Source organism: Solirubrobacter ginsenosidimutans (genome assembly GCF_027587205.1).
This window is the reverse complement of sequence record NZ_JAPDOD010000053.1, coordinates 16,280-34,651: the sequence shown is the minus strand read 5'-3', so window position 1 is coordinate 34,651 and position 18,372 is coordinate 16,280. Positions and strand designations below refer to the sequence as shown.

At 71.8% G+C, this 18,372-nt stretch carries 15 protein-coding genes; 2 read left to right on the top strand and 13 right to left on the bottom strand.

Going from position 1 to position 18,372, the window contains the following annotated elements; all coding sequences use genetic code 11:
* From OM076_RS36530 to OM076_RS36490, 9 genes are all read right to left on the bottom strand, one after another.
* The gene (locus tag OM076_RS36530) at window positions 1-1,683 is read right to left on the bottom strand and encodes an urease subunit alpha (RefSeq protein WP_270045113.1); all 1,683 of its coding nucleotides are present in this window, start codon (window positions 1,681-1,683) and stop codon (window positions 1-3) included.
* Window positions 1,680-1,964, bottom strand: a complete 285-nt coding sequence (locus tag OM076_RS36525; RefSeq protein ID WP_372518126.1) for an urease subunit beta — start codon at window positions 1,962-1,964, stop codon at window positions 1,680-1,682. The genes OM076_RS36530 and OM076_RS36525 overlap by 4 nt, the downstream gene beginning before the upstream one ends.
* Window positions 1,961-2,263 (bottom strand): urease subunit gamma, encoded by a 303-nt coding sequence (locus OM076_RS36520; protein WP_308214366.1) that lies wholly within the window; start codon window positions 2,261-2,263, stop codon window positions 1,961-1,963. The genes OM076_RS36525 and OM076_RS36520 overlap by 4 nt, the downstream gene beginning before the upstream one ends.
* 71 nt (window positions 2,264-2,334) lie before the next feature.
* Window positions 2,335-3,585, bottom strand: a complete 1,251-nt coding sequence (locus OM076_RS36515) for an ATP-grasp domain-containing protein (RefSeq protein ID WP_270045111.1) — start codon at window positions 3,583-3,585, stop codon at window positions 2,335-2,337.
* Entirely contained in the window at window positions 3,585-4,322 is a 738-nt protein-coding gene (locus tag OM076_RS36510) for an esterase family protein (RefSeq protein ID WP_270045110.1), read from the bottom strand. Before OM076_RS36510 ends, OM076_RS36515 begins: the two co-directional genes overlap by 1 nt.
* Window positions 4,319-5,335, bottom strand: coding sequence for an alpha/beta hydrolase (locus tag OM076_RS36505; RefSeq protein WP_270045109.1), 1,017 nt, complete (start codon window positions 5,333-5,335; stop codon window positions 4,319-4,321). Before OM076_RS36505 ends, OM076_RS36510 begins: the two co-directional genes overlap by 4 nt.
* 10 nt (window positions 5,336-5,345) lie before the next feature.
* The gene (locus OM076_RS36500; RefSeq protein WP_270045108.1) at window positions 5,346-6,422 is read right to left on the bottom strand and encodes a hypothetical protein; all 1,077 of its coding nucleotides are present in this window, start codon (window positions 6,420-6,422) and stop codon (window positions 5,346-5,348) included.
* Between the two features lie 13 nt (window positions 6,423-6,435).
* Complete coding sequence (locus OM076_RS36495; RefSeq protein ID WP_270045107.1) at window positions 6,436-7,062, bottom strand: hypothetical protein; 627 nt, start codon at window positions 7,060-7,062, stop codon at window positions 6,436-6,438.
* A gap of 36 nt (window positions 7,063-7,098) precedes the next feature.
* Window positions 7,099-7,728: a TetR family transcriptional regulator gene (locus tag OM076_RS36490; protein ID WP_308214365.1), complete on the bottom strand. Its 630-nt coding sequence runs from the start codon at window positions 7,726-7,728 to the stop codon at window positions 7,099-7,101.
* 61 nt (window positions 7,729-7,789) lie between these two features.
* On the opposite strand from OM076_RS36490, the gene OM076_RS36480 reads away from it, so the two are divergent.
* Both OM076_RS36480 and OM076_RS36475 read left to right on the top strand, forming a co-directional pair.
* Complete coding sequence (locus OM076_RS36480) at window positions 7,790-9,244, top strand: APC family permease (protein WP_372518125.1); 1,455 nt, start codon at window positions 7,790-7,792, stop codon at window positions 9,242-9,244.
* A gap of 1 nt (window position 9,245) precedes the next feature.
* Window positions 9,246-10,835: an amidohydrolase gene (locus OM076_RS36475; protein ID WP_270045105.1), complete on the top strand. Its 1,590-nt coding sequence runs from the start codon at window positions 9,246-9,248 to the stop codon at window positions 10,833-10,835.
* On the opposite strand, the gene OM076_RS36470 is transcribed toward OM076_RS36475, so the two are convergent.
* The 4 genes from OM076_RS36470 to OM076_RS36455 all read right to left on the bottom strand — a co-directional run bounded on the left by OM076_RS36470 (window position 10,790) and on the right by OM076_RS36455 (window position 18,284).
* Entirely contained in the window at window positions 10,790-13,168 is a 2,379-nt protein-coding gene (locus OM076_RS36470; protein ID WP_270045104.1) for a Xaa-Pro dipeptidyl-peptidase, read from the bottom strand. The two genes, OM076_RS36475 and OM076_RS36470, sit on opposite strands and share 46 nt — an antisense overlap.
* A 62-nt stretch (window positions 13,169-13,230) precedes the next feature.
* Window positions 13,231-16,770, bottom strand: coding sequence for a serine/threonine-protein kinase (locus OM076_RS36465; RefSeq protein WP_270045103.1), 3,540 nt, complete (start codon window positions 16,768-16,770; stop codon window positions 13,231-13,233).
* Window positions 16,763-17,275: a P-loop NTPase family protein gene (locus OM076_RS36460; protein WP_270045102.1), complete on the bottom strand. Its 513-nt coding sequence runs from the start codon at window positions 17,273-17,275 to the stop codon at window positions 16,763-16,765. The genes OM076_RS36465 and OM076_RS36460 overlap by 8 nt, the downstream gene beginning before the upstream one ends.
* Window positions 17,276-17,291: 16 nt before the next feature.
* On the bottom strand, window positions 17,292-18,284 hold the full coding sequence (locus tag OM076_RS36455; protein WP_270045101.1) for a DNA glycosylase AlkZ-like family protein: 993 nt from the start codon (window positions 18,282-18,284) through the stop codon (window positions 17,292-17,294).
* Window positions 18,285-18,372: the final 88 nt, after the last annotated feature.

Here is an 18,372-nt window from a genome sequence, read left to right as displayed (position 1 = left end):
CTAAAAGAGCGAGTAGCGCTGGGCGAGCGGCAGTTCGGTCGCGGGGTCGGGGACGATCTCGTCGCCGTCGACCCAGACCTTGAAGGTGTCCGGCTCGACGCGGATCTCGGGGCAGGCGTCGTTGGCGACCATGTCGGCCTTGGTGATCGAGCGGGTGTCCTTGACGGCGACCACGCGGGATTGGAGTCCGAGGTCGTGCAGGGTCTCGACCGCGGTGTGGGAGACGAACGTCAGCGAGCAGCGCGCCGCCAGCCGCCCGCCGCCGGCGAACATCGGTCGCATGAGGACCGGTTGCGGCGTCGGGATCGAGGCGTTGGCGTCACCCATCGGCGCGTAGGCGATCGCGCCGCCCTTCAACACCAGGCGCGGCCGGATCGCGAAGTACGCCGGGTCCCACAGGACGAGGTCGGCGAGCTTGCCCACCTCGACGGACCCCACCTCGTCGGCGATCCCGTGCGCGATCGCGGGGTTGATCGTGTACTTGGCGACGTAGCGCTTCAAGCGCTCGTTGCCGTCACCCCCGCGTCGACGCGCCATCACGTGCGCGGTCTGCCACGTGCGGACGATCGTCTCGCCCACCCGCCCCATCGCCTGCGCGTCGGAGCCGATCATCGAGATCGCGCCCATGTCGTGCAGGACGTCCTCGGCGGCGATCGTCGTACCCCGCATGCGGCTCTCGGCGAACGCGAGGTCCTCCGGGATCCGCGGGTTGAGGTGGTGGCAGACGATCAGCATGTCGAGGTGCTCGTCGACGGTGTTGACCGTGTGCGGGCGCGTCGGGTTCGTCGAGGACGGCAGGACGTTCGGCACGCCGGCGACGGAGATGATGTCCGGCGCGTGCCCGCCGCCCGCGCCCTCGGTGTGGTAGCTGTGGATCGTCCGGCCGCCGATCGCCTCCAGCGTCGTCTCGACGTACCCCGCCTCGTTCAGCGTGTCGGTGTGGATCGCGACCTGCACGCCGGTCTCGTCGGCGATCCGCAGGCAGGCGTCGATCACGGCGGGCGTCGAGCCCCAGTCCTCGTGCAGCTTGAAGCCGCCGGCGCCGGCGCGGGCCTGCTCGCGCATCCCATCCAGCGACATCGTGTTGCCCTTGCCGAGCAGCAACACGTTGACCGGTAGCTCGTCCATCGCCAGCAGCATCTCCCGGATCGCCCACGGGGAGGGCGTGCAGGTCGTCGCCCGCGTGCCCTCCGCCGGCCCGGTGCCGCCGCCGATCAGCGTCGTCATCCCGGCCGCGACCGCCTCGTCGACGATCTGCGGGCAGATGAAGTGCACGTGCCCGTCGATCCCGCCCGCGGTGACGATCCGCCCCTCGCCGGCGATGATCTCGGTCGTCGGCCCGATCTCGAGGTCCGGGTGCACGCCGTCCATCACGTCGGGGTTGCCCGCCTTGCCCAGCGCCGTGATCCGCCCGGCCTTGATCCCGAGGTCGCACTTGACGATGCCCCAGTGATCGAGCACGACGACGTTCGTGATCACGGTGTCCGGGGCGCCGCCGGCCGACGTTCGCATGCCCTGGAGCATCGACTCGCGGATCGTCTTGCCGCCGCCGAAGACCGCCTCGTCGCCGCCCACGCAGCGGTCCTCCTCGACCTCGAGCCAGAGGTCGGTGTCCGCCAGGCGCAGCTTGTCGCCGACCGTCGGGCCGTACAAAGCCCCGTAGCGCTCGCGCGAGATCCTCATCGCAGGCCCGGCACCGTCTTGGACCCGCCGAGGGCGACGAGCGAGACGTCCTTCTCGGCACCCGGCTCGAACCGCACCGACGTGCCCGCCGGCACGTCGAGGCGGAAGCCGTCGGCGGCGCCGCGATCGAACGCCAGCGCCTCGTTGACCGCCGCGAAGTGAAAGTGCGAGCCGACCTGGATCGGCCGGTCGCCGGTGTTCATCACCCGCAGCGTCTTCGTCTCGCGCCCCGCGTTGAGCTCGAGCTCGCCCGGAGCTGTGACCAACTCACCAGGAATCATGCGATCGGCTCGTGCAGCGTCACGAGCTTGCGCCCGTCCGGGAACGTCGCCTCCACCTGCACCTCGTTCACAAGCTCCGGGACCCCCTGCATCACGTCGTCGCGCCCGAGCACCTCGCGCCCGGCGGACATCAGGTCCGCGACCGAGCGGCCCTCCCGGGCGCGCTCGATCACCCAGCACGAGAGCAGCGCGACCGCCTCGGGCTGATTGAGCTTCACGCCCCGCTCGCGCCGGTCGCGCGCGACCATGCCGGCGACGGCGAGCAGGAGCTTGGATTGGTCCGACGGCGACAGCTGCACTGAGCGCGCCACGCTAACCGCGGCCCCCGGACCACGCTATTGGACCGGGGGAGCAAATTCGGACCCGCGGCCTATACGGTCTGCAGCGACCGCCCGCGCTCGTGCGCCCACAGCCCGAGCAGGCCGCGGAAGTGGGCGAGGAACTTCTCCTGCTCGTGCACCGGGTAGGTCGTCTGGACGGTCTCGACCAGCAGCGCGTCGAACGCGGGTGAGGAGATCCAGTCGAGCATCAGCTCGTCGACGTCCTTCAGCGCCGTCGCGCAGAACTCCGTGTACTTGTCGACCTCGAAGTAGTGGTCGGCGATCTTGCGGTACTCGGCCAGCTTCTCCTCGTAGGAGAGATCCTCGCGGTCGCCGATCTCGAAGTACAGGTGCGGGTCGAAGTCGGCGGCGCGCGGCGGGCGCTCGGTGACGGTGCAGAAGATCGACCACTTCAACAGCGCGCTGATCGCCCACGGCCAGTAGTAGTGCAGCGAGGTCAGGGCGACGTCCGGCGACGCGTTGGCGTAGTCGATCGGATGCGCCTCGGTGCCGCGCACGAGCGTCTCGCAGGAGTTGAACTCCCAGCGGAAGAACGCGTTGATCAGGCGCGAGATCGTGAGGATCTCGTCGCCGGTCTCCGGGGTCAGGAAGTCGTGCGAGACCGCGTAGCGGTTGTGCATCGGCTCGTCCGGGCGGAAGTCCATGACCATCGTCTCGGCCCCGATGCTCAGAGACCGCGCGAAGTGGTCGAACCCCTCGACCGACGCCTGCAGGTGCATCAGGCGCTCGCCGGACTCGTCGTAGGTCTTGCGCAGCATCGCCTCGTCCTTGATGCGCGTCACGCCCACCCACTGCCCGCCGTCGTAGGGCTTCATGAACAGCGGGTAGCCGATCTTGGCCGCGATCTCCCCGAGGTCGAACGGCTTGTTGTACTTCGCCGCGGTGTACTCGAAGCGGGTGTTCTCCGGCGGGTTCTTGTGCGGGATGAGCACCGTCTCCGGCACCTTCAGGCCAAGGCGCAGCATCGCGCAGTACGCCGCGTGCTTCTCCATCGCCTGGAACGTGAACGGCGAGTTGAGCAGGTACACGTCGTTCATCAACGCGACCTTCTTCAGCCATTCGCGCGGGACGAAGTACCACCAGGCGAGCCGGTCGACGACGAGGTTGTAGCGCGGCTTGTCGCGCAGGTCGAACGGCTCGATCGTGATCCGCTCGGTCGTCAGGTTGTGCGTCGCGCCGTTGTACGTCACCGGCCCGATCCGCCCGAGCAGCGTCTCGAAGGCGCGCGGCCAGTCCTCCTCGGTGCCGAGCAGGAGGCCGATCAGATGGTCTGAAGACATCAGCAGAACCTCGGGAGATGGTGGGCGATCTGGGCGCGCCACGACTGCCAGTCGTGCGGGACGTCGTAGCCCCACAGGTCCAGTTCGTGACGGATGCCCTTCTCGGCGAGCAGGCCGGCCAGACGCTTGGTGGACTCCAGGGAGCCGGTGGTGTCCTCCCACTGCCCCTGCCCGCAGACGAGCAGCAGGCTGAGCCGGGAGCGGAGCCATTCGAGGTGGTCGCCCTCGAACTGGCCGACGTAGTCGAGCGGGTTGTTGAAGTAGGCCGCGTCTCCGCGCTCGCCCCACCCGTTCCAGGTCGACGGGTCGTAGTTGCCCGACATGCAGATCGCCAGCGGGAAGAGATCCGCCCGCTTGAGCGCGAAGTTGGCGGCGTGGAAGGCGCCGAGGCTGATCCCCGTGGTGATGATCTCGCCGCCGGCGTCGTGCTGGATGAACGGCACCACGTCGTCGACGATCCACGACTCGTAGCGCGCGTGGTGCCGCGCCCGCTCCTCGAGCGGGATCGACTGGTTCGACCAGGAGGTCGCGTCGAAGGAGTCGACGCAGTAGAGCTTCATCCGGCCGGCGTCGAGGAGCTCCGACAGCGCGCCGATCATCCCGTTGTCCTGCCAGTCGTACGCCCGCCCGCCCTCCGACGGGAAGGCGAGCACCGGCCGGCCGTAGTGGCCGTAGGCGACGACCGCGCCATGCGTGCCGATCGCGTGGGAGTACAGCTCGTGGTGGTGCGCGTTCATCGTCTCCAGGCTTTCTGCAGGAGCGCGGTCAGGTGCGGGTCCAAAGCATCCCGCCAACCGACGTAGTTGTGCAGGTCGGCCACCTCCTCCAAGGACACGTCGTACCCCTGCTCGGACAGCGCACGCGCCATCTCGCGATTGTTGTAGGCGTTCTCCTCCGCGCGGCCGACCGTGATCGCCGTCGGGACGGGCATGGCGTGCTGCCCGTCGTTGAGCGTCTCGCGGACGAAGCGGATGATCCGCGCGTAACGGCCGAAGCCGCTCTCCTGCGAGTCGAAGCGCGGGACGAAGAACGAGCCCGACTGCATGAACAGCGCGCCGAACGCCCGCGGAAAGCGCCGCTGCGCGTGCAGCATCGCCAGGCCGCCGAGGCTCGCGCCCATCGCCGCCGGCGTGCCGACCAGCCCGAACGCGTCGCGCAGCGCGGGCACGACGTCGTTGGCCAGCACCCGCGCGTAGACGGCCGAGGCCGAGTACCACTCGTTGCGGTCGCCGGGAGCGAGCAGGGCGACGCGGTGCTGCGGGAGCTCCCCCGCCGCGATCTTCGCCGCGCTGAAGCGCGTGAGCGACGCCATCGCGTCGTACTCCGGCCCGTCGTTGGCCAGCAACAGGCGCAGCGGCGTGCCGGGCGCGACGTCGGCCGGGCTCCACACCCGCATCCCGACCAGCGCCCCGAGTCCGCGGCCACGGATCACGAGCTCGTCGAAGCGGCCGGGCAGGGCCTCGGCGTCGAGCCACGCCGGCGGCGCGTAGCCCGGCAGCTCGATCACCGACTTCTCGCCGAACGCGCCCGGCGTGCGCTTCGGGTTGGCGGGGTCGAGGATCCACGCGTTGGTGCCGTCGCGGTGGAAGACCTCGAGCTTGTACTCGAGCCGCAGCACGTCCGCCAGTTCGAGCTCGAGCACCCAGTCGTCGCCCTCGCGTGTGAACGCAGCGCCCGAGATGTCGCTGGACAAGCGCACCGCGGTGTATTGCGCTTCGGGGTCGGACAGGCGGAACGCGGCGGACGGCAAGCGCCGGAACTTAGCCCTTCTTGGCGGTGAACTTCGCCGTGCCCGAGCAACTGCCGACCGACAGCTCGGCGATGCCGCCGCTGAGCTTGCGCTTGCCGATCTTCCCGCGCACCCGGATCGAGGTCGCCTCCTCCGGCACCGCCACGCCCACGAACGAGCCGTCGGGCGCGAGCCGGACCGTCTTCACCTTGGCCACGCCGATCTGGGTCGTGAACTGGCCGACCATCCCGGGCGTCGGGCAGAGCATCGCGACGCTCACGGTCAGAGAGCGCAGCTCGCGGCCGTGCTTGGCGACGGTGAACTTCGAGGAGCGCGAGCCCTTGTACGCGCCGTCGTCAGACGCCTTCGTCTTCCACGTCTTGGCCCTGAGCACCTTGACGCTCACCTCGGGGCTGACGACGGTCTGGGAGCCGAGCGTCACCTCCGCGGAGAGCTTCGTCGAGCCCGAGAGGGTCACCGTCGGCTGCGCGCTCTCGCTCGTCACCGTCCCCGCTCCGACCGTCGCCCCGCCGCTGCGCCGTACGGCCAGCGGCGTGAAGTTCGCCACGCCGGTGGCGGTCACCGGCAGGATGAACGGGTAGCCGGCGTAGATCGTCCTCGGCGGCTTGACCGCGAGCGTCGCGTTCGCCGTCAGCGTGAGCGTGCGGACCGGGCCGGTCTCGTAGCCGCTGGTGCACCCGCTGCAGAAGCGCCAGACCTGCCAGTAGTAGGTGCCGGGCGTCTCCTGCGGGCGCTGTGCGCCGCCCGCGGCGAGCACCCACGCGCACTGGTCGCCGCCCGGGGGCGGCGCCGAGCCGCCGCTGACGGTCGCTACGGGGTTCGTCAGCCGCCCGTCGGCGCCGAGCGCCGGCGCCGCCGACATCGAGAGCCCGTATTCCTTCGGCCCGCCGGGAAGCGTGAACTCGCCCGTCTTGTACTGCGTGTAGACGGGGCAGCCGAACGTCACCGGGATGCCGTCGGCGTTGACCGGCACCGACGCGCCGTCGGCGGGTGTGAGCGGCGCCGGTGGCGGCTCAGGCGGCAGGGCCTGGGCCGGCGCCGCCAGCCCGATCGTCAGCAGCAGGATCGAGACGCCCCAGCGCAGCATGGGGCGCATCCTGTCAAAGAACGATCAGCTTCAGCGTCGTATCGGCGCGGTAGAGCAGGACCGGGCCGGCGTTGAACGAGTTGGCCGAGACGGCCAGCGAGTTGACCTTCGCGCCCTGGGGCTCCAGCTCGCGGTCGCCCTTGCCATCGGTCAGGCGCAGGTTGCCGTTGCACGAGTACGCCATGCCGCCGTTCTTGTAGAAGACCGCGTCCTCGACGCCGCTGAAGTCCCCGATCGAGACCTCGTCGCAGGGCTTGGAGTTGCGCAGCGCGACGTGCTTGGAGGCATCCCACGTGCCCGCGGTCTGCGACTCGCTCGCGCCGCCCTCGAACTCGCGGATGATCCCGATGTAGCGCCCGCCGACGATCTCGATGTGGGCGCGCTCGATCAGGTCGAGCCCGAAGTCGCGCTGGAGGAAGAGCGTGAAGCGCCGGCCGGTGGTCGTCCAGCAGCCGTAGAGGCGGACGCGGCGGGTCTCGGAGTGCTGGGCCTTCTCCTTGACGGAGACGACGCGGGCGTTGCCGGACGCGGCGAGCAACGTGGCGCCGTCGCGCTGGCAGCTCGGCGCGGCGGCGTGGGCGGGAGCGGCGACGGCGAGAACGGCGATCAGGGAGCCGAGGGCGGCGATCGGGCGGAGCATGGCTTCGACGCTAAGGGCGCCACATGAGTGCTCGCCTCACCCTTGGGTGGTCTTCGCCTCCACCCGCTCGAGCCAGGCGACGACCGCGGCGAGCCCGAGCTCGAAGCCGAGGTCGTCGATGTCGTCGTCGCCGGCGGCGCGCAGGGCGCCCGCGAGGTGCGGGTAGTCGGGGTCGTAGGCGCCGGCGGGGCGGTCGAAGCCGCCCTTGAACGTCTCGATCGCCGAGCCGAGGACGAGGAAGTCGATCGCGGCCATCACGACGCTCGCGGTGTGGCCGTCCCAGCCGAAGCGCTCGAAGGCTGCGAACGCGCGGTCGTACGCGCGCAGTGCCACGTCGGTGCGGACCGCGCGGGCGCTGACGGTGGCGACGATGTGCGGGTGCGCGGCGAACGCGCGGCGGTAGGAGCGGGCGAACTCCACGAACCCGACGCGCCAGTCCTCGTGCTCGAGCGGCGCCGTGTCGATCTGCTCGCCGATCAGCGCGGTCATCTCGTCCAGCAGGTCCTCGCGGCCCGCCACGTGGTTGTAGAGCGACGGCCCTTCGACGCCGAGGCGCTTCGCGAGCTTGCGCGTCGTCAGCGCCTCGATGCCCTCCTCGTCGACCAGCGCGAGCGCTTCGACGGCGATCCCGCGGCGGGACAGAAGCGGCTTCGACGGGCGCGGCACCTTGACAAAACTAGCACTGTTAGTTCAGACTAGCGCCGCTAGTTTTCCCAAAGGAGAGACGATGGCGACCGTGACCGCAACTGAGACGTTCGATCCGCCCAGCGCAGACGGCGACGCGCGCCGCGTACAAGAGCTGGGCTACGAGCAGGAGCTCAAGCGGGGGATGGGGATCTTCGACTCGGTCGCGATGGGCTTCGCGACGATCTCGCCGGTCGTCGGGCTCTACGCGGTCGTGCTCGTCGGCATGGTCGTCGCAGGTGGAGCGTGGCTGTGGGTGCTGCCGGTCGCGCTCGCCGGCCAGTGCCTGCTCCTCAGCGTCTACTCCGAGCTGGCCGGCAAGTGGCCGCTCGCCAACGGCGCCTATCAGTGGACGCGCCGCCTGATCGGGCCGCGCTACGGCTGGTTCACCGGCTGGGTCGCGCTGTGTGCCTACGCCGTCGCCAACACGACGATCGCCTACCTCGGCGCGCCGTGGGCGCTGACGCTGCTCGGGATCACGCCGACGGCGCACGCGATCGTGATCACCGGCGCGCTGCTCGTCCTGCTGTGCTCGCTGGTGAACGCGGTGGGCGTGGATGCTTTGAAGCTCGCGCTGCGGATGGGCGTGGCGGCCGAGGCGATCGCGTCCGTGGGCATCGGTCTCGCGCTGCTGCTGGTCTTCCGCGAGCAGGGCTTCGGCACGCTCTTCGACACCTTCGGGGCGGAGTCGCTGAGCGGCGGCTCGACGTTCGCCGCGCTGCTCGCCGCGCTCGCCGTCGCCGGCTGGGCGTTCATCGGCTTCGACTCGACCGTGGCCGCCGCGGAGGAGACCAAGGGCGCAGCGAAGCACGTCCCGCGGGCGGTCTGGATGGCGCTGCTGAGCGTCGGCGCGCTCGTGATCCTCAACGCGTTCGCCACCACGCTCGCGCATCCCGATCCGGCCGCGGTGGTCGCGGGCAAGGACATCGACCCGGTCTCGACGGCGGTGGTGTCGAGCTTCGGCGACTGGTCGAGCAAGCCGTTCGCCGCGATCGTCCTGCTGGCGTTCATCGCCTGCGGCATGGCCGCGCAGGGCGGCACGGCGCGCGGGATCTACTCCGTCGCGCGCGACGGCGTGCTGCCGTTCTCGGGCTTCCTGCGCAAGGTCGACGCCCGCCAGGCGCCGATCGGCGGGATCGTCGCGACGACCCTCGTCGCCTGGCTCGGCCTCCTGCTCGGCCTCGAGGCGACCGCGATCGGGAGCCTGATCACGTTCGGCACCGCCGCGATCTACTGCGCGTTCCTGCTGGTCGCCGTCGCCGCGCTCGCCGGCCGCTACCAGGGCGTCCTCTCGCGCTCGAAGGCGCGTATCGTGCTCAATGTGCTGGCGGTGGCGTGGCTCGCGTTCGAGACGGTCAACGTCGCCTGGCCGCGCACGTCGCTCGCCCCGGTCGGCGCGCCGTGGTACCAGGTGTGGGCCGCGCCGATGGTCGTCACGCTGATCACGCTGGCCGGCCTCGCGTACCTCGCCGTCGCCAAGCCCGCGAAGGCGGTCTAGCGTGGCCGCCGAGATCGCGATCATCAACGCGCGGGTCCGCACGCTGGACCCCGCGCAACCCTTCGCCGACGCCGTCGCGATGCGCGACGGCACGATCGTCGCGGTCGGCGACACCGCCTCGGTGCGCGAGCACTGCGACGCCCGCACCGAGGTGCTGGACGCCCGCGGCAACGCGCTCATCCCGGGCCTGGTGGACTCGCACCTGCATCCGTTCTGGGGCGCCGAGCTCGCCCGCGGGACCGACCTGAGCCGCTGCCGGACGCGGGAGGAAGTGCTCGCCGCGCTGGCGGCGAGCGAGCCCCAGCGCGGGTGGCTGTTCGCCTGGGGGCTGGACTACGACGCGGCGCCCACGCCCGCGGAGATCGGCGAGGCCGTCGGCGGCGCGGCCGCGTTCGTGCGGCTCTCGGATATGCACACCGCGCTCGCCTCGCCGCGGGCGCTCCGGCTCGCCCAGGTCACCGGCCCGCACGCCTTCGGCGACAGCTCGGAGGTCGTCTGCGTCGACGGCGTCCCGACCGGCGAGCTGCACGAGACCGGCGCGCAGGACCTGGTGCTGCGCGCCGCGCCCGGGCTGCGCTGGCCGGAGCAGCGCGCTCGCCACGTCGAACAGCTCCAGCGCCTCAACGCGCTCGGCCTGACCGGCGCGCACGTGATGGACGGCGAGCCGGCGACCCACGACCTCCTGCGCGACCTCGAAGGGACCGAGGAGCTGACGCTGCGCCTGCGGGTGCCGCAGTGGCTGACGCCGGACATGAGCGACGAGGCGCTCGCCGCGCGAATCGCACTGCGCGACGCGCGCGGCCGGCTGTGGTGCGGCGGCGTCGCCAAGTTCTTCGCCGACGGCGTGATCGACGCCGGCACGGCGTGGCTCGAGGCGCCTGACACCCAGGGCGAAAGCACGGCGTCGTTCTGGCCCGACCCGGAGCGGATGGCGCGGGTGATGGAGCGCTTCGCGGCGGCGGGCTTCCAGCTCGCCACCCACACGATCGGCGACGCCGCGGCGCGCTTCACGCTCAACACCTACCTGCGCGCCCGCAACGGCACCCGCCATCGGCTCGAGCACCTCGAGACGCTCCCGGATGACCTCGTCGCCGCGATCGGGGCCAGCGGCGTGACGGCCTCGATGCAGCCCGTGCACCTCGCGGCCGTCAAGACCGACGGGAACTGGAGCACGCGGCTCGGGCCGGAGCGCGCCGCGCGGGCGTTCCGCATGCGCGATCTGATCGACGCCGGCGCCGTGCTGGCGCTCGGCTCGGACTGGCCGGTCGCCGACGCGGACCCGCGGCTCGGGCTCACCGCCGCCCAGTTGCGGCGGGTGGACGGCGAGCCGGTCGTCCCGGCGCAGGCGCTGACCGCGCACGAGGCGCTCGCGGGCTACACGCTCGCGCCCGCCCACGCGGCGGGTGAGGAGGGTGTGGCCGGGCGCATCCGCGTCGGGATGCGCGCCGACCTCACCGGTCTAGCGCTCGACCCGGTGGACGCGCCCGCCGCGGAGCTGCCGGAGAATCCGGTCTGGCTCACGGTCGTCGACGGGCGCGTGGTCCATCAGGGGGTGGTGGTGGACAGGGTGAACGTCAGCGTCTTGGCGTAGGCGCCGGTCCGCAGCGCGTCCGTCGCCTTCACCGGCTGCTTGAAGTTGACCGTCACCGCCTCGTTGGACGTGGGTCCGGTCCAGGTGGACTTGCTGAACGTCACCTGCAGCGGCTCCGGTAGCGCGAACGTGCCGTTCATCAGGTGGCCGGGGTCGGACACGGTCAGCGCGGCGTCGCCGGCGGTGGACGTCACGGTCGCGGTGGTCGCCGCCGTGTAGTCCTTCGCCACGCCCGGGGTGAACGGCCCGAAGGAGGCCGCGGCGCCCATCGTCAGCGCGAGCGTCGCCGGCACGGTGCCGCCGACGTCGCCGAAGGCCGCGCCGGTCGCCGCGGCGAACGCGGTGTTGCCACCCACGATCGGCAGCGAGACGTCACTGTGCGCGGTATCGACCGTCAGCTGCGTGCCGGGCGCCGGCCGCAGCGTGTGCTCGTTGTCGCTCGAGAGGATCATGAACGCCAGCCGGCGACCCGCCGGGATGACCATGTCCTTGGGCTGCAGGTCGAACGTCAGGTCGTAGAACGTGCCCGGCGTGATCGGGTCGCTGCGGTACATCGAGGCCCGGTTCTCGGGGTCCAGCCAGCCGCGCGACAGGATCGTCCCGTTGCCGCCCGTCGCCGGGTAGCTGATCAGGATGCCGGTCAGGTTCGCCTTCGCCTTGCTGAACGCGATCCGCAGGTTCAGCCACGGCGTGCCGCTGATCCGGACCGGCTGCGTGAGCGCGTTGGTCTGGTAGACGAGGCGCGTGCCGGACGTGGCGGCGTTCATCGACGTCGTCGCGGTGATCGACGCATTGTCGGTCAGCGTCTCGTTCGCGGCACCACCGGCCGTGAAGCTCAGGGCTCCCCGCCCGGGCGCGCCCGGGGTGAGCTTCTGAGTGACGGTCGCGGCCGTCGGGTCCGGCCACTCGGCGTAGGGCGTCGGGTTGGCGTTGCCGCACACGAGGTTCACGGTCGCCCCTTGCGCCACGGTGACCGCGCTGGCCAGCGTCAGCGTGTTGCCGGCGATGTTGGTGATCACGCGGGTGACGTTCCCGCTCGCCTGCGGGACCGTGAGCGTGAAGCCGAGCGGGAAGACGCTCGCGTCGGCGACGGTGATCGTGGTCGAGTTCGTCGCCGCGGCGGTGACGGTCGACTGCCGCGGCGGACAGGACGCGGCCTCGCGCACCACCCACGACTTCGGCAGCGTCTCGACGCCGTTGTTGACGCCGTAGAGGTACTTCGTGAACCAGCGGTTGACCATCACGTCGGGCGGCGCGCCGCCGTGGCCGCCCTGGTGGAAGAAGAACTGATGCGGGAGGCCCGCCTTCTTGACGGCGTCGTAGAACGCGGTGGCGTTCTTGGTCATCACGTTGTTGTCGTTGTTGCCGTGCGCGAGCAGGACCGCGGCGTGCATGTTCGGCACCAGCGCGTTCAGGTTGCGCTCGTCCCAGAAGGCGTTGCGGTTGCCGGAGACCCGGTCCTCGTCGCGGCCGATCTGCTCGATCAGCGGGCGGCAGATCATGCGCGGGTAGGTCTCGTCCTGGCGGGTGTAGACGACGTCGACGAGCACGTCGGAGTCCTCGCCCTGCCAGCCGCCCGGCCCGCGCACCATGCCGTTGGCGCGGTAGTACTCGTAGTAGTCGCTGACCGGGGAGATCGGGACGATCGCCTCGAGCCCCTGCACGCCGGTCGCGGCCGCGGCGATCGGCAGCGAGCCGTTGTAGGACGTGCCCATCATGCCGACCTTGCCGGTCGCCCAGTCGGCGACGATCGGCGTCGTGCCGGTGCGCGTCGTGAAGGCGGGAGCGCGGCCGTTGATCCAGTCGATCACGGCCTTCATCGCGTCGTTCTCGTTCGGCGCGCCGTCGGTCGGGCAGCCGTCGGAGTGCCCGGTGCCCGGGTTCTCGGCGTGCATCACCGCGAAGCCGCGCGGCAGCCACGCCGACTCGAACGTCGTCGCGATCTTCGGCGACGTGTTCTTGGTCGCGAAGTTCGGCTGGAACGGCCGCGTGGGCGGCTGCGCGCCGATCTCCAGGTCGACCGACCAGTTGCTGTTGGGCCCGAGGTTCGCGTAGTACGGGCTCGCCTCGAGGATCACCGGGACCTTGAGCCCGGTCGCTGTCTCCTTCGGCCGCGTGATGTCGAAGTGGATCCGATCCAGCTTCCCGTCGTGATCTGAGTCATACGTCGATTGGACCCAGCCCTCGCCGCGGATCCAGTCCGCGGTATTGGCCGAGAACACGTTCTGCGCGAGCCCGTTGACGAACGTCGGCTCCGCGGCCCCGGCCACCCCTACGCCGGTGGTCGCCACAATCGCGCTCAGCCCAGCGGCGAGCGCGCTCCATCCCCTCATCCTGCTTCCCCCTCTCGAAAGCTGACTGGTGGGAATCCAAGCGCCCTCAGCGGGGGCTCACCTCATGCAGATGTCTGAAGCTCCGCGAGTCTCATTTGCACGCGGGTGATGAGCTGGGACATGCCGCCGGCCTCGGCCTCGCGGAGCGTCTCCTGCAGCACCGCCGTCGCCCGTTCCCGCTCCCCGGCGGCCAGCAGGAACTCGGCGAACTCGCGCCGCATCAGCGCCACCACCGGGCGCAGCCCGCAGGCGGCGTTGCGCTCGAGCCCTTCGACGAAATGGGCCTCCGCGCGCGGGAGGTCGCCGGTCGCGGCGGCGAGCAGCGCGAGGAAGCGGTGGGTGGAACCGAGGCTCGCGGCCTGGCTGATCTGCACGAGCTTGGCCGCGTGCGGCTCGAGCAGGCGGTAGAGGACCGCGGCCTGCTCGGCGTCGCGCAGCAGCGCGCTCGTCTCGCCCAGCAGCGCGATCGCGGTGAACCAGAACATGTCGCGCGGGATCGCCGCGAACCGGTCTTGCGAGAGCGCCCGGAACTGCGCCACGCCGGCGGCCGTGTCACCCGCCATCAGGTGCGCCATCGGCAGGATCGCCCGCCACGCGCTCAACGCGGGGTTGCGTTCGACGTAGGCGGCGATCGTCGCGACGTGCTCCGAGAGCCCGTCTTCACGCCGGCGCAGGATCAGGTTCTGCGCCGTGAAGATCGTCTCGGCGTCGTGGGCGTGAGCGCGGACGCCGTATTCGAACGCCTCGCGCGCGAGCCGCTCCGCGTCCTCGACGCGGCCGGCCATCTGCGCCCACACGACCTCCCAGCCGAGCGCGAAGTGGTGATAGAGCGGCTGGCGCAGCGCCGCGGCGAGCGTGTTGAGCCGCCGATGGGCCGTGCGGGCGTCCTCGATCCGGCCGGCTTCCAGCAGGTCGTAGATGCGCCAGTGGTGACCGAGCGCTTCCAGCTCGGCCTCCTCCAGGCGCGTCGCCAGGTCGAGCAGCTCCTCGCCCAGGCGCAGCCGCTCGTCGAGGTGATCGACGTGCAACAGCGCGGCGTGCCGGGCTTCGAGCGCGACGAGGTGGGCGCGCGGGTCGCCCAGACGGTGCGCCATGGCCAGCGCGTCGGCGCTGAGCGCCTCGCGGTGCGTCTCCTCGTGCGAGAACTGCAGCGCTTCGACGAGCCGCGCCCGGAGCCGGACGGCGAGATAGCTGTCGTCGGGATAGGCGCTCAGCGCCTCCTCGAGCAGGGCGATGCCCTCGCGGTCGATCTCGCCCGCCGCCGCGTGGCGGCCGGAGTGCCCGAGCGCGGCCTCGGCGAGCGCGTCGCGGTCGCCCTGCTCGCGCGCCAGGCGCGCGGCGGCGGCGAACGTCTCGCGCGCCGCCGGGTCGCCGGCGCGGAGCTCGGCCGCGCCCAGGGCGAGGCGGGTGGCGAGATCGTCACCCGCGCGCCGGTAGTGCGCGGCCGCTTCCTCCCACGCGAGGGCGGCGGTCGCCTGCTCGGCGGCGGCGAGCGCGTACGCGACGGCCTCGCGCGCGTGGCCCTCGTGGAAGTGGTAGGCGAGCTCGGCGGGGTTGGCGGCGCCGCTGGCCTCCAGCGTCTCGCCGATCCGCCGGTGCAGCCGCACGCGGCGGCTCGTGCTCTGGCCTTCGTAGAGCGTCTCGCGCACGAGCGCGTGCGCGAAGGCGAACGTGTCGAGCTCGTCGGACTCGCGGATCAGGCCGCCCGCGACCGCCTCCTCCAGCGCGTCCAGGACGTCCCGGTCCAGGAGCGTCTCGAGCAGCGTGAGGTCGAATCGCCGCCCGACCACCGACGCGACGCCGAGCACCTGGTTGGCGGTCTCGGAGAGCTGCGCGAGCCGCCGGCCGATCAGCTCCTTGACGCCCTCGGGCACCGCGACCCGGCTGAGTGCGCGCTCCTGCAGCTCCGGCAGGCTGCGCAGCGTCTCCTCGATGAAGAACGGGTTGCCCTCGGTCTCATCGGCCAACCGCTGAACGAACCCGCTGGTGACGTCGTCGCGGGCGATCAGCGCGCGGGTCTCGTCCGCCGTCAGGCCGGTCAGCTCGAGCTTCTCGAACGCGCCCTGGCGGCGCAGGCGGGTGAGCAGCTCGCCCTCGAACGTCCGGGCCGTCCCGAGCACGAGCAGCCGCATCGGGGCGGCGTCCTGGAGCAGGTGGCCGAGCAGGAGCGTCGTGCTCGGATCGGCCCAGTGCAGGTCGTCGAGCAACAGCACGACCGGGCGCTCGCGCGCGGCGAAGGCCAGCAGGCGGGTGACGCCCTCGAAGAGCCGGTAGCGGCGCATCTCCGGCTCCTCCACGAGGGTCTGCTTGAGCTCAGGGACGTGCTTGCGCAGGCCGGGGACGAAGCGGGCGACCTCGGTCAGCTCCAGCGCCAGCTCGGGCGGCAGCCGCAGGTGCTCGCGGTGGGTGACGTAGTGGTCGAGCGCGGCGATGAACGGCTGGTAGGGGACGAGCGACTCGGGGTCGTTGCGGCCGTAGAGGACGGTCGCGCCGTCCTGGTGGGCGCGGCGGGCGAGCTCGGTCGCGAGGCGGGTCTTGCCGATCCCCGGCTCGCCCGCGAGGAGCACGAACTGGCGCGCGCCGCCCTGGGCGTCGGCGTAGCGGTTCGCGAGCACGTCGAGCAGCGCCTCGCGGCCGACGAACTTCCCGCTCCCGGTCTCGACCGCGAGTGCGGGCGGGAGCGGCGCGGACGGCTCCTGGTGCAGGATCGAGTCGGGCGCGGCGGCGCCGGCGGCGACGCTGCGCTCCTCGGCGCTGGTCCGGCGGTCCTGCGCGGCGGCGAGCGCGGAGCGGCCGAGGTCACCCGCCGACGGGTAGCGGTCGCGCGGGTCCTTCGCCATCGCCCGTCTTACGACCTCGCCGAGCAGCTCGCTCGCGTCGGGCAGGATCGAGAGGACGCTCGGGGGCGGCGAGTCGAGGTGGGCGAGCATCGTCGCCGCGGCGGTCTCGCGCGGGTAGGGGACCTTGCCCGTGAGCGCCTGGTAGAGCACGCCGCCGAGCGCGTAGACGTCGGTCCGCGCGTCGACCGGGCCCTCGTTGAGCTGCTCGGGCGCGAGGTAGTCGAAGGTGCCGATCACGCTGCCCGCCTGGGTGATCTGCGTCGTCGCCCGCAGGTCCTTCATCAGCCCGAAGTCGGTCAGCGTCGCGTGCATGCGGTCGCCGTCGACCTCGATCAGGACGTTGGCGGGCTTGACGTCGCGGTGGACGATGCCGTTCTTGTGGGCCGCGTCGAGCGCGTCCGCGACCTGGGCGATCAGATACGCGGCGGTGGTGGGCTCCAGCCGGCCCTCGGCCTGCAGGAAGCGGGCGAGGTCGGTGCCGTCGACGTAGCGCATCGTCACGTACAGCAGCCCGTCGTACTCGCCCGCGTGGTAGACCGGGATCACGTTCGGGTGCTGGATAGAGGCCGCCGCGCGGAACTCCCGCTGGAAGCGCTCGCGAAACTCGTGGTCGCGGGAGAACTCGTGCGCGATCACCTTCAGCGCGACCTCGCGATCGAGCGTGACGTGCGTCGCGCGGTACACCGTCCCCATGCCGCCACGGCCCGCGACGCCGCGGATCACGTGGTCGGCGAACTCGGTGCCGGGGGTGAGCTCAGACATCGCCCAGCCAGCGATCGACCTCGCGCGGGCTGCGCAGGCGCACGACGGGGAGTTGCGCCAGGCGCCGTGGATACTCGCGGCGCCGGCGTGGCTGCTGCGTCAGCGCGTAGCCGAACAGCGAGCGGCGGCCCCAGACCGCGTCGCGCAAGCTCTCCCGGTTGCCGTTCCAGAGCGTCTCGCCGCGCAGCATCCGCCGGCCGGTCCGGCGGACAAGCCGCGGGAACCACACGCGGGTCGACAGATCGAGCCACACGACCGTGTCCGCCGCGTCGAGCACGTAGGTGCCGAGTTTGTGGCCGTAGTCGCCGTCGATCACCCAGCCCTCCTCGCGCAGGATCGGCGCGAGCGTCGCCCGCAGCTCCTCGTCGGGCGTCTCGGTCCAGTTCGGACCGTGGACCAGCGCGTCGAGCTCGACGAAGCGCACTCCGAGCCGCGCCGCGACGGCCCGCCCGAGCGTGGTCTTGCCGTTGCCGCTGGCCGAGGCGATGATCGCGACGCGACGCACCGCGCGAGCGTACCTGTCAGCCGGTGCCGGTTCGCAGGGTCACGCTCGTGCACCCGCGATGGATCGCCAGGCGCTCAGCCTCGCCCGTGATGTCAGGCACCTCGCCGATTGCTTCGACCGTCACCTCGAGCCGCTCGCCCTTCTTGCGCGCCCGCCACAGCGCGACCGGCCGGCCGTCGGAGAGGACCACGCCCGCCCCGCCGATCGCTGCCCAGACCTTCTTGCGCAGCGCCGGATCGGCGATCAGCGCCTCGCGGTCGCGCCCGAGCAGGATCGGATCGCCCGGAGCGAGCAGGGCCACGTCGCGCGGCGGGACCGGCGCGGCGGTCTCGTCGGTGAGCGCCCACAACGCGCGGGCGTGCGCCTTCCCGATGCCCGCCCACACGGCGAAGTGGGTGTGGGTCGAACCGCCATACGTGCCGCGGTAGCGGCGGACGAGCTCCGCGCCCGCTGCCTCTCGCGGCGGCGCGTCCCAGCCCACGAGCTGGTCCGTGCGCGCGAACGCCGGCTGGCGCCCCGCGCGGCCCGCGATGCACAGCCGCCCGTGCAGCCCCGCCATCACCAGCAGCCCACGCCGCGCATGATGGCTCTTGCACCCGGGGCACCACGGCAGCAGATCGACCGGCAGCCGCTGCCGCAGCGCCTCGTGCAGGTCGTTGCGCGAGAGCGTGACGCCGTCCAGCGCGTCGGACACCGCATCCACCGCGAGCGCCACCGGCTCCGCGAACCCCTCGTCCTGCTCCGGCACCGCCGAGGAGACGATCGCCTTCAGCCCCGCGTCGTCAGCGGGCAGGAACGCCGTCCCGAACGCGGCGGCCTCCTCGGCGGGCACGAGCGCCGTCGCCGTGCGCGGGTTGTAGAGCGCAACCACGCTCCGCTCCTCATAGACCGCCCGGTCCAACCACCCCACCGGCACGTCCTCACAGCGCGCGACGAGCGCCGCCGTCGCCGCGCCCGGAGGCGAGTCCTGCACGCTCCACGAGCGCAACACATCCATCGGTTCAGGCACGCCGGCCCACGGTACCCACCTAAAGGGGACAGTCCCCTTTATCTTCAAACCGCGCCGCGGGCGGGCGCGTGGGGCCTCGTCAACCTAA

Bases quoted from the DNA above. Each gene is read 5' to 3' on its own strand.
- OM076_RS36530 (WP_270045113.1), bottom strand. From the start codon at position 1,683: ATGAGGATCTCGCGCGAGCGCTACGGGGCTTTGTACGGCCCGACGGTC.
- OM076_RS36495 (WP_270045107.1), bottom strand. From the start codon at position 7,062: ATGCTCCGCCCGATCGCCGCCCTCGGCTCCCTGATCGCCGTTCTCGCC.
- OM076_RS36470 (WP_270045104.1), bottom strand. From the start codon at position 13,168: ATGAGGGGATGGAGCGCGCTCGCCGCTGGGCTGAGCGCGATTGTGGCG.
- OM076_RS36515 (WP_270045111.1), bottom strand. From the start codon at position 3,585: ATGTCTTCAGACCATCTGATCGGCCTCCTGCTCGGCACCGAGGAGGAC.
- OM076_RS36480 (WP_372518125.1), top strand. From the start codon at position 7,790: ATGGCGACCGTGACCGCAACTGAGACGTTCGATCCGCCCAGCGCAGAC.
- OM076_RS36465 (WP_270045103.1), bottom strand. From the start codon at position 16,770: ATGTCTGAGCTCACCCCCGGCACCGAGTTCGCCGACCACGTGATCCGC.
- OM076_RS36525 (WP_372518126.1), bottom strand. From the start codon at position 1,964: ATGATTCCTGGTGAGTTGGTCACAGCTCCGGGCGAGCTCGAGCTCAAC.
- OM076_RS36510 (WP_270045110.1), bottom strand. From the start codon at position 4,322: ATGAACGCGCACCACCACGAGCTGTACTCCCACGCGATCGGCACGCAT.
- OM076_RS36500 (WP_270045108.1), bottom strand. From the start codon at position 6,422: ATGCTGCGCTGGGGCGTCTCGATCCTGCTGCTGACGATCGGGCTGGCG.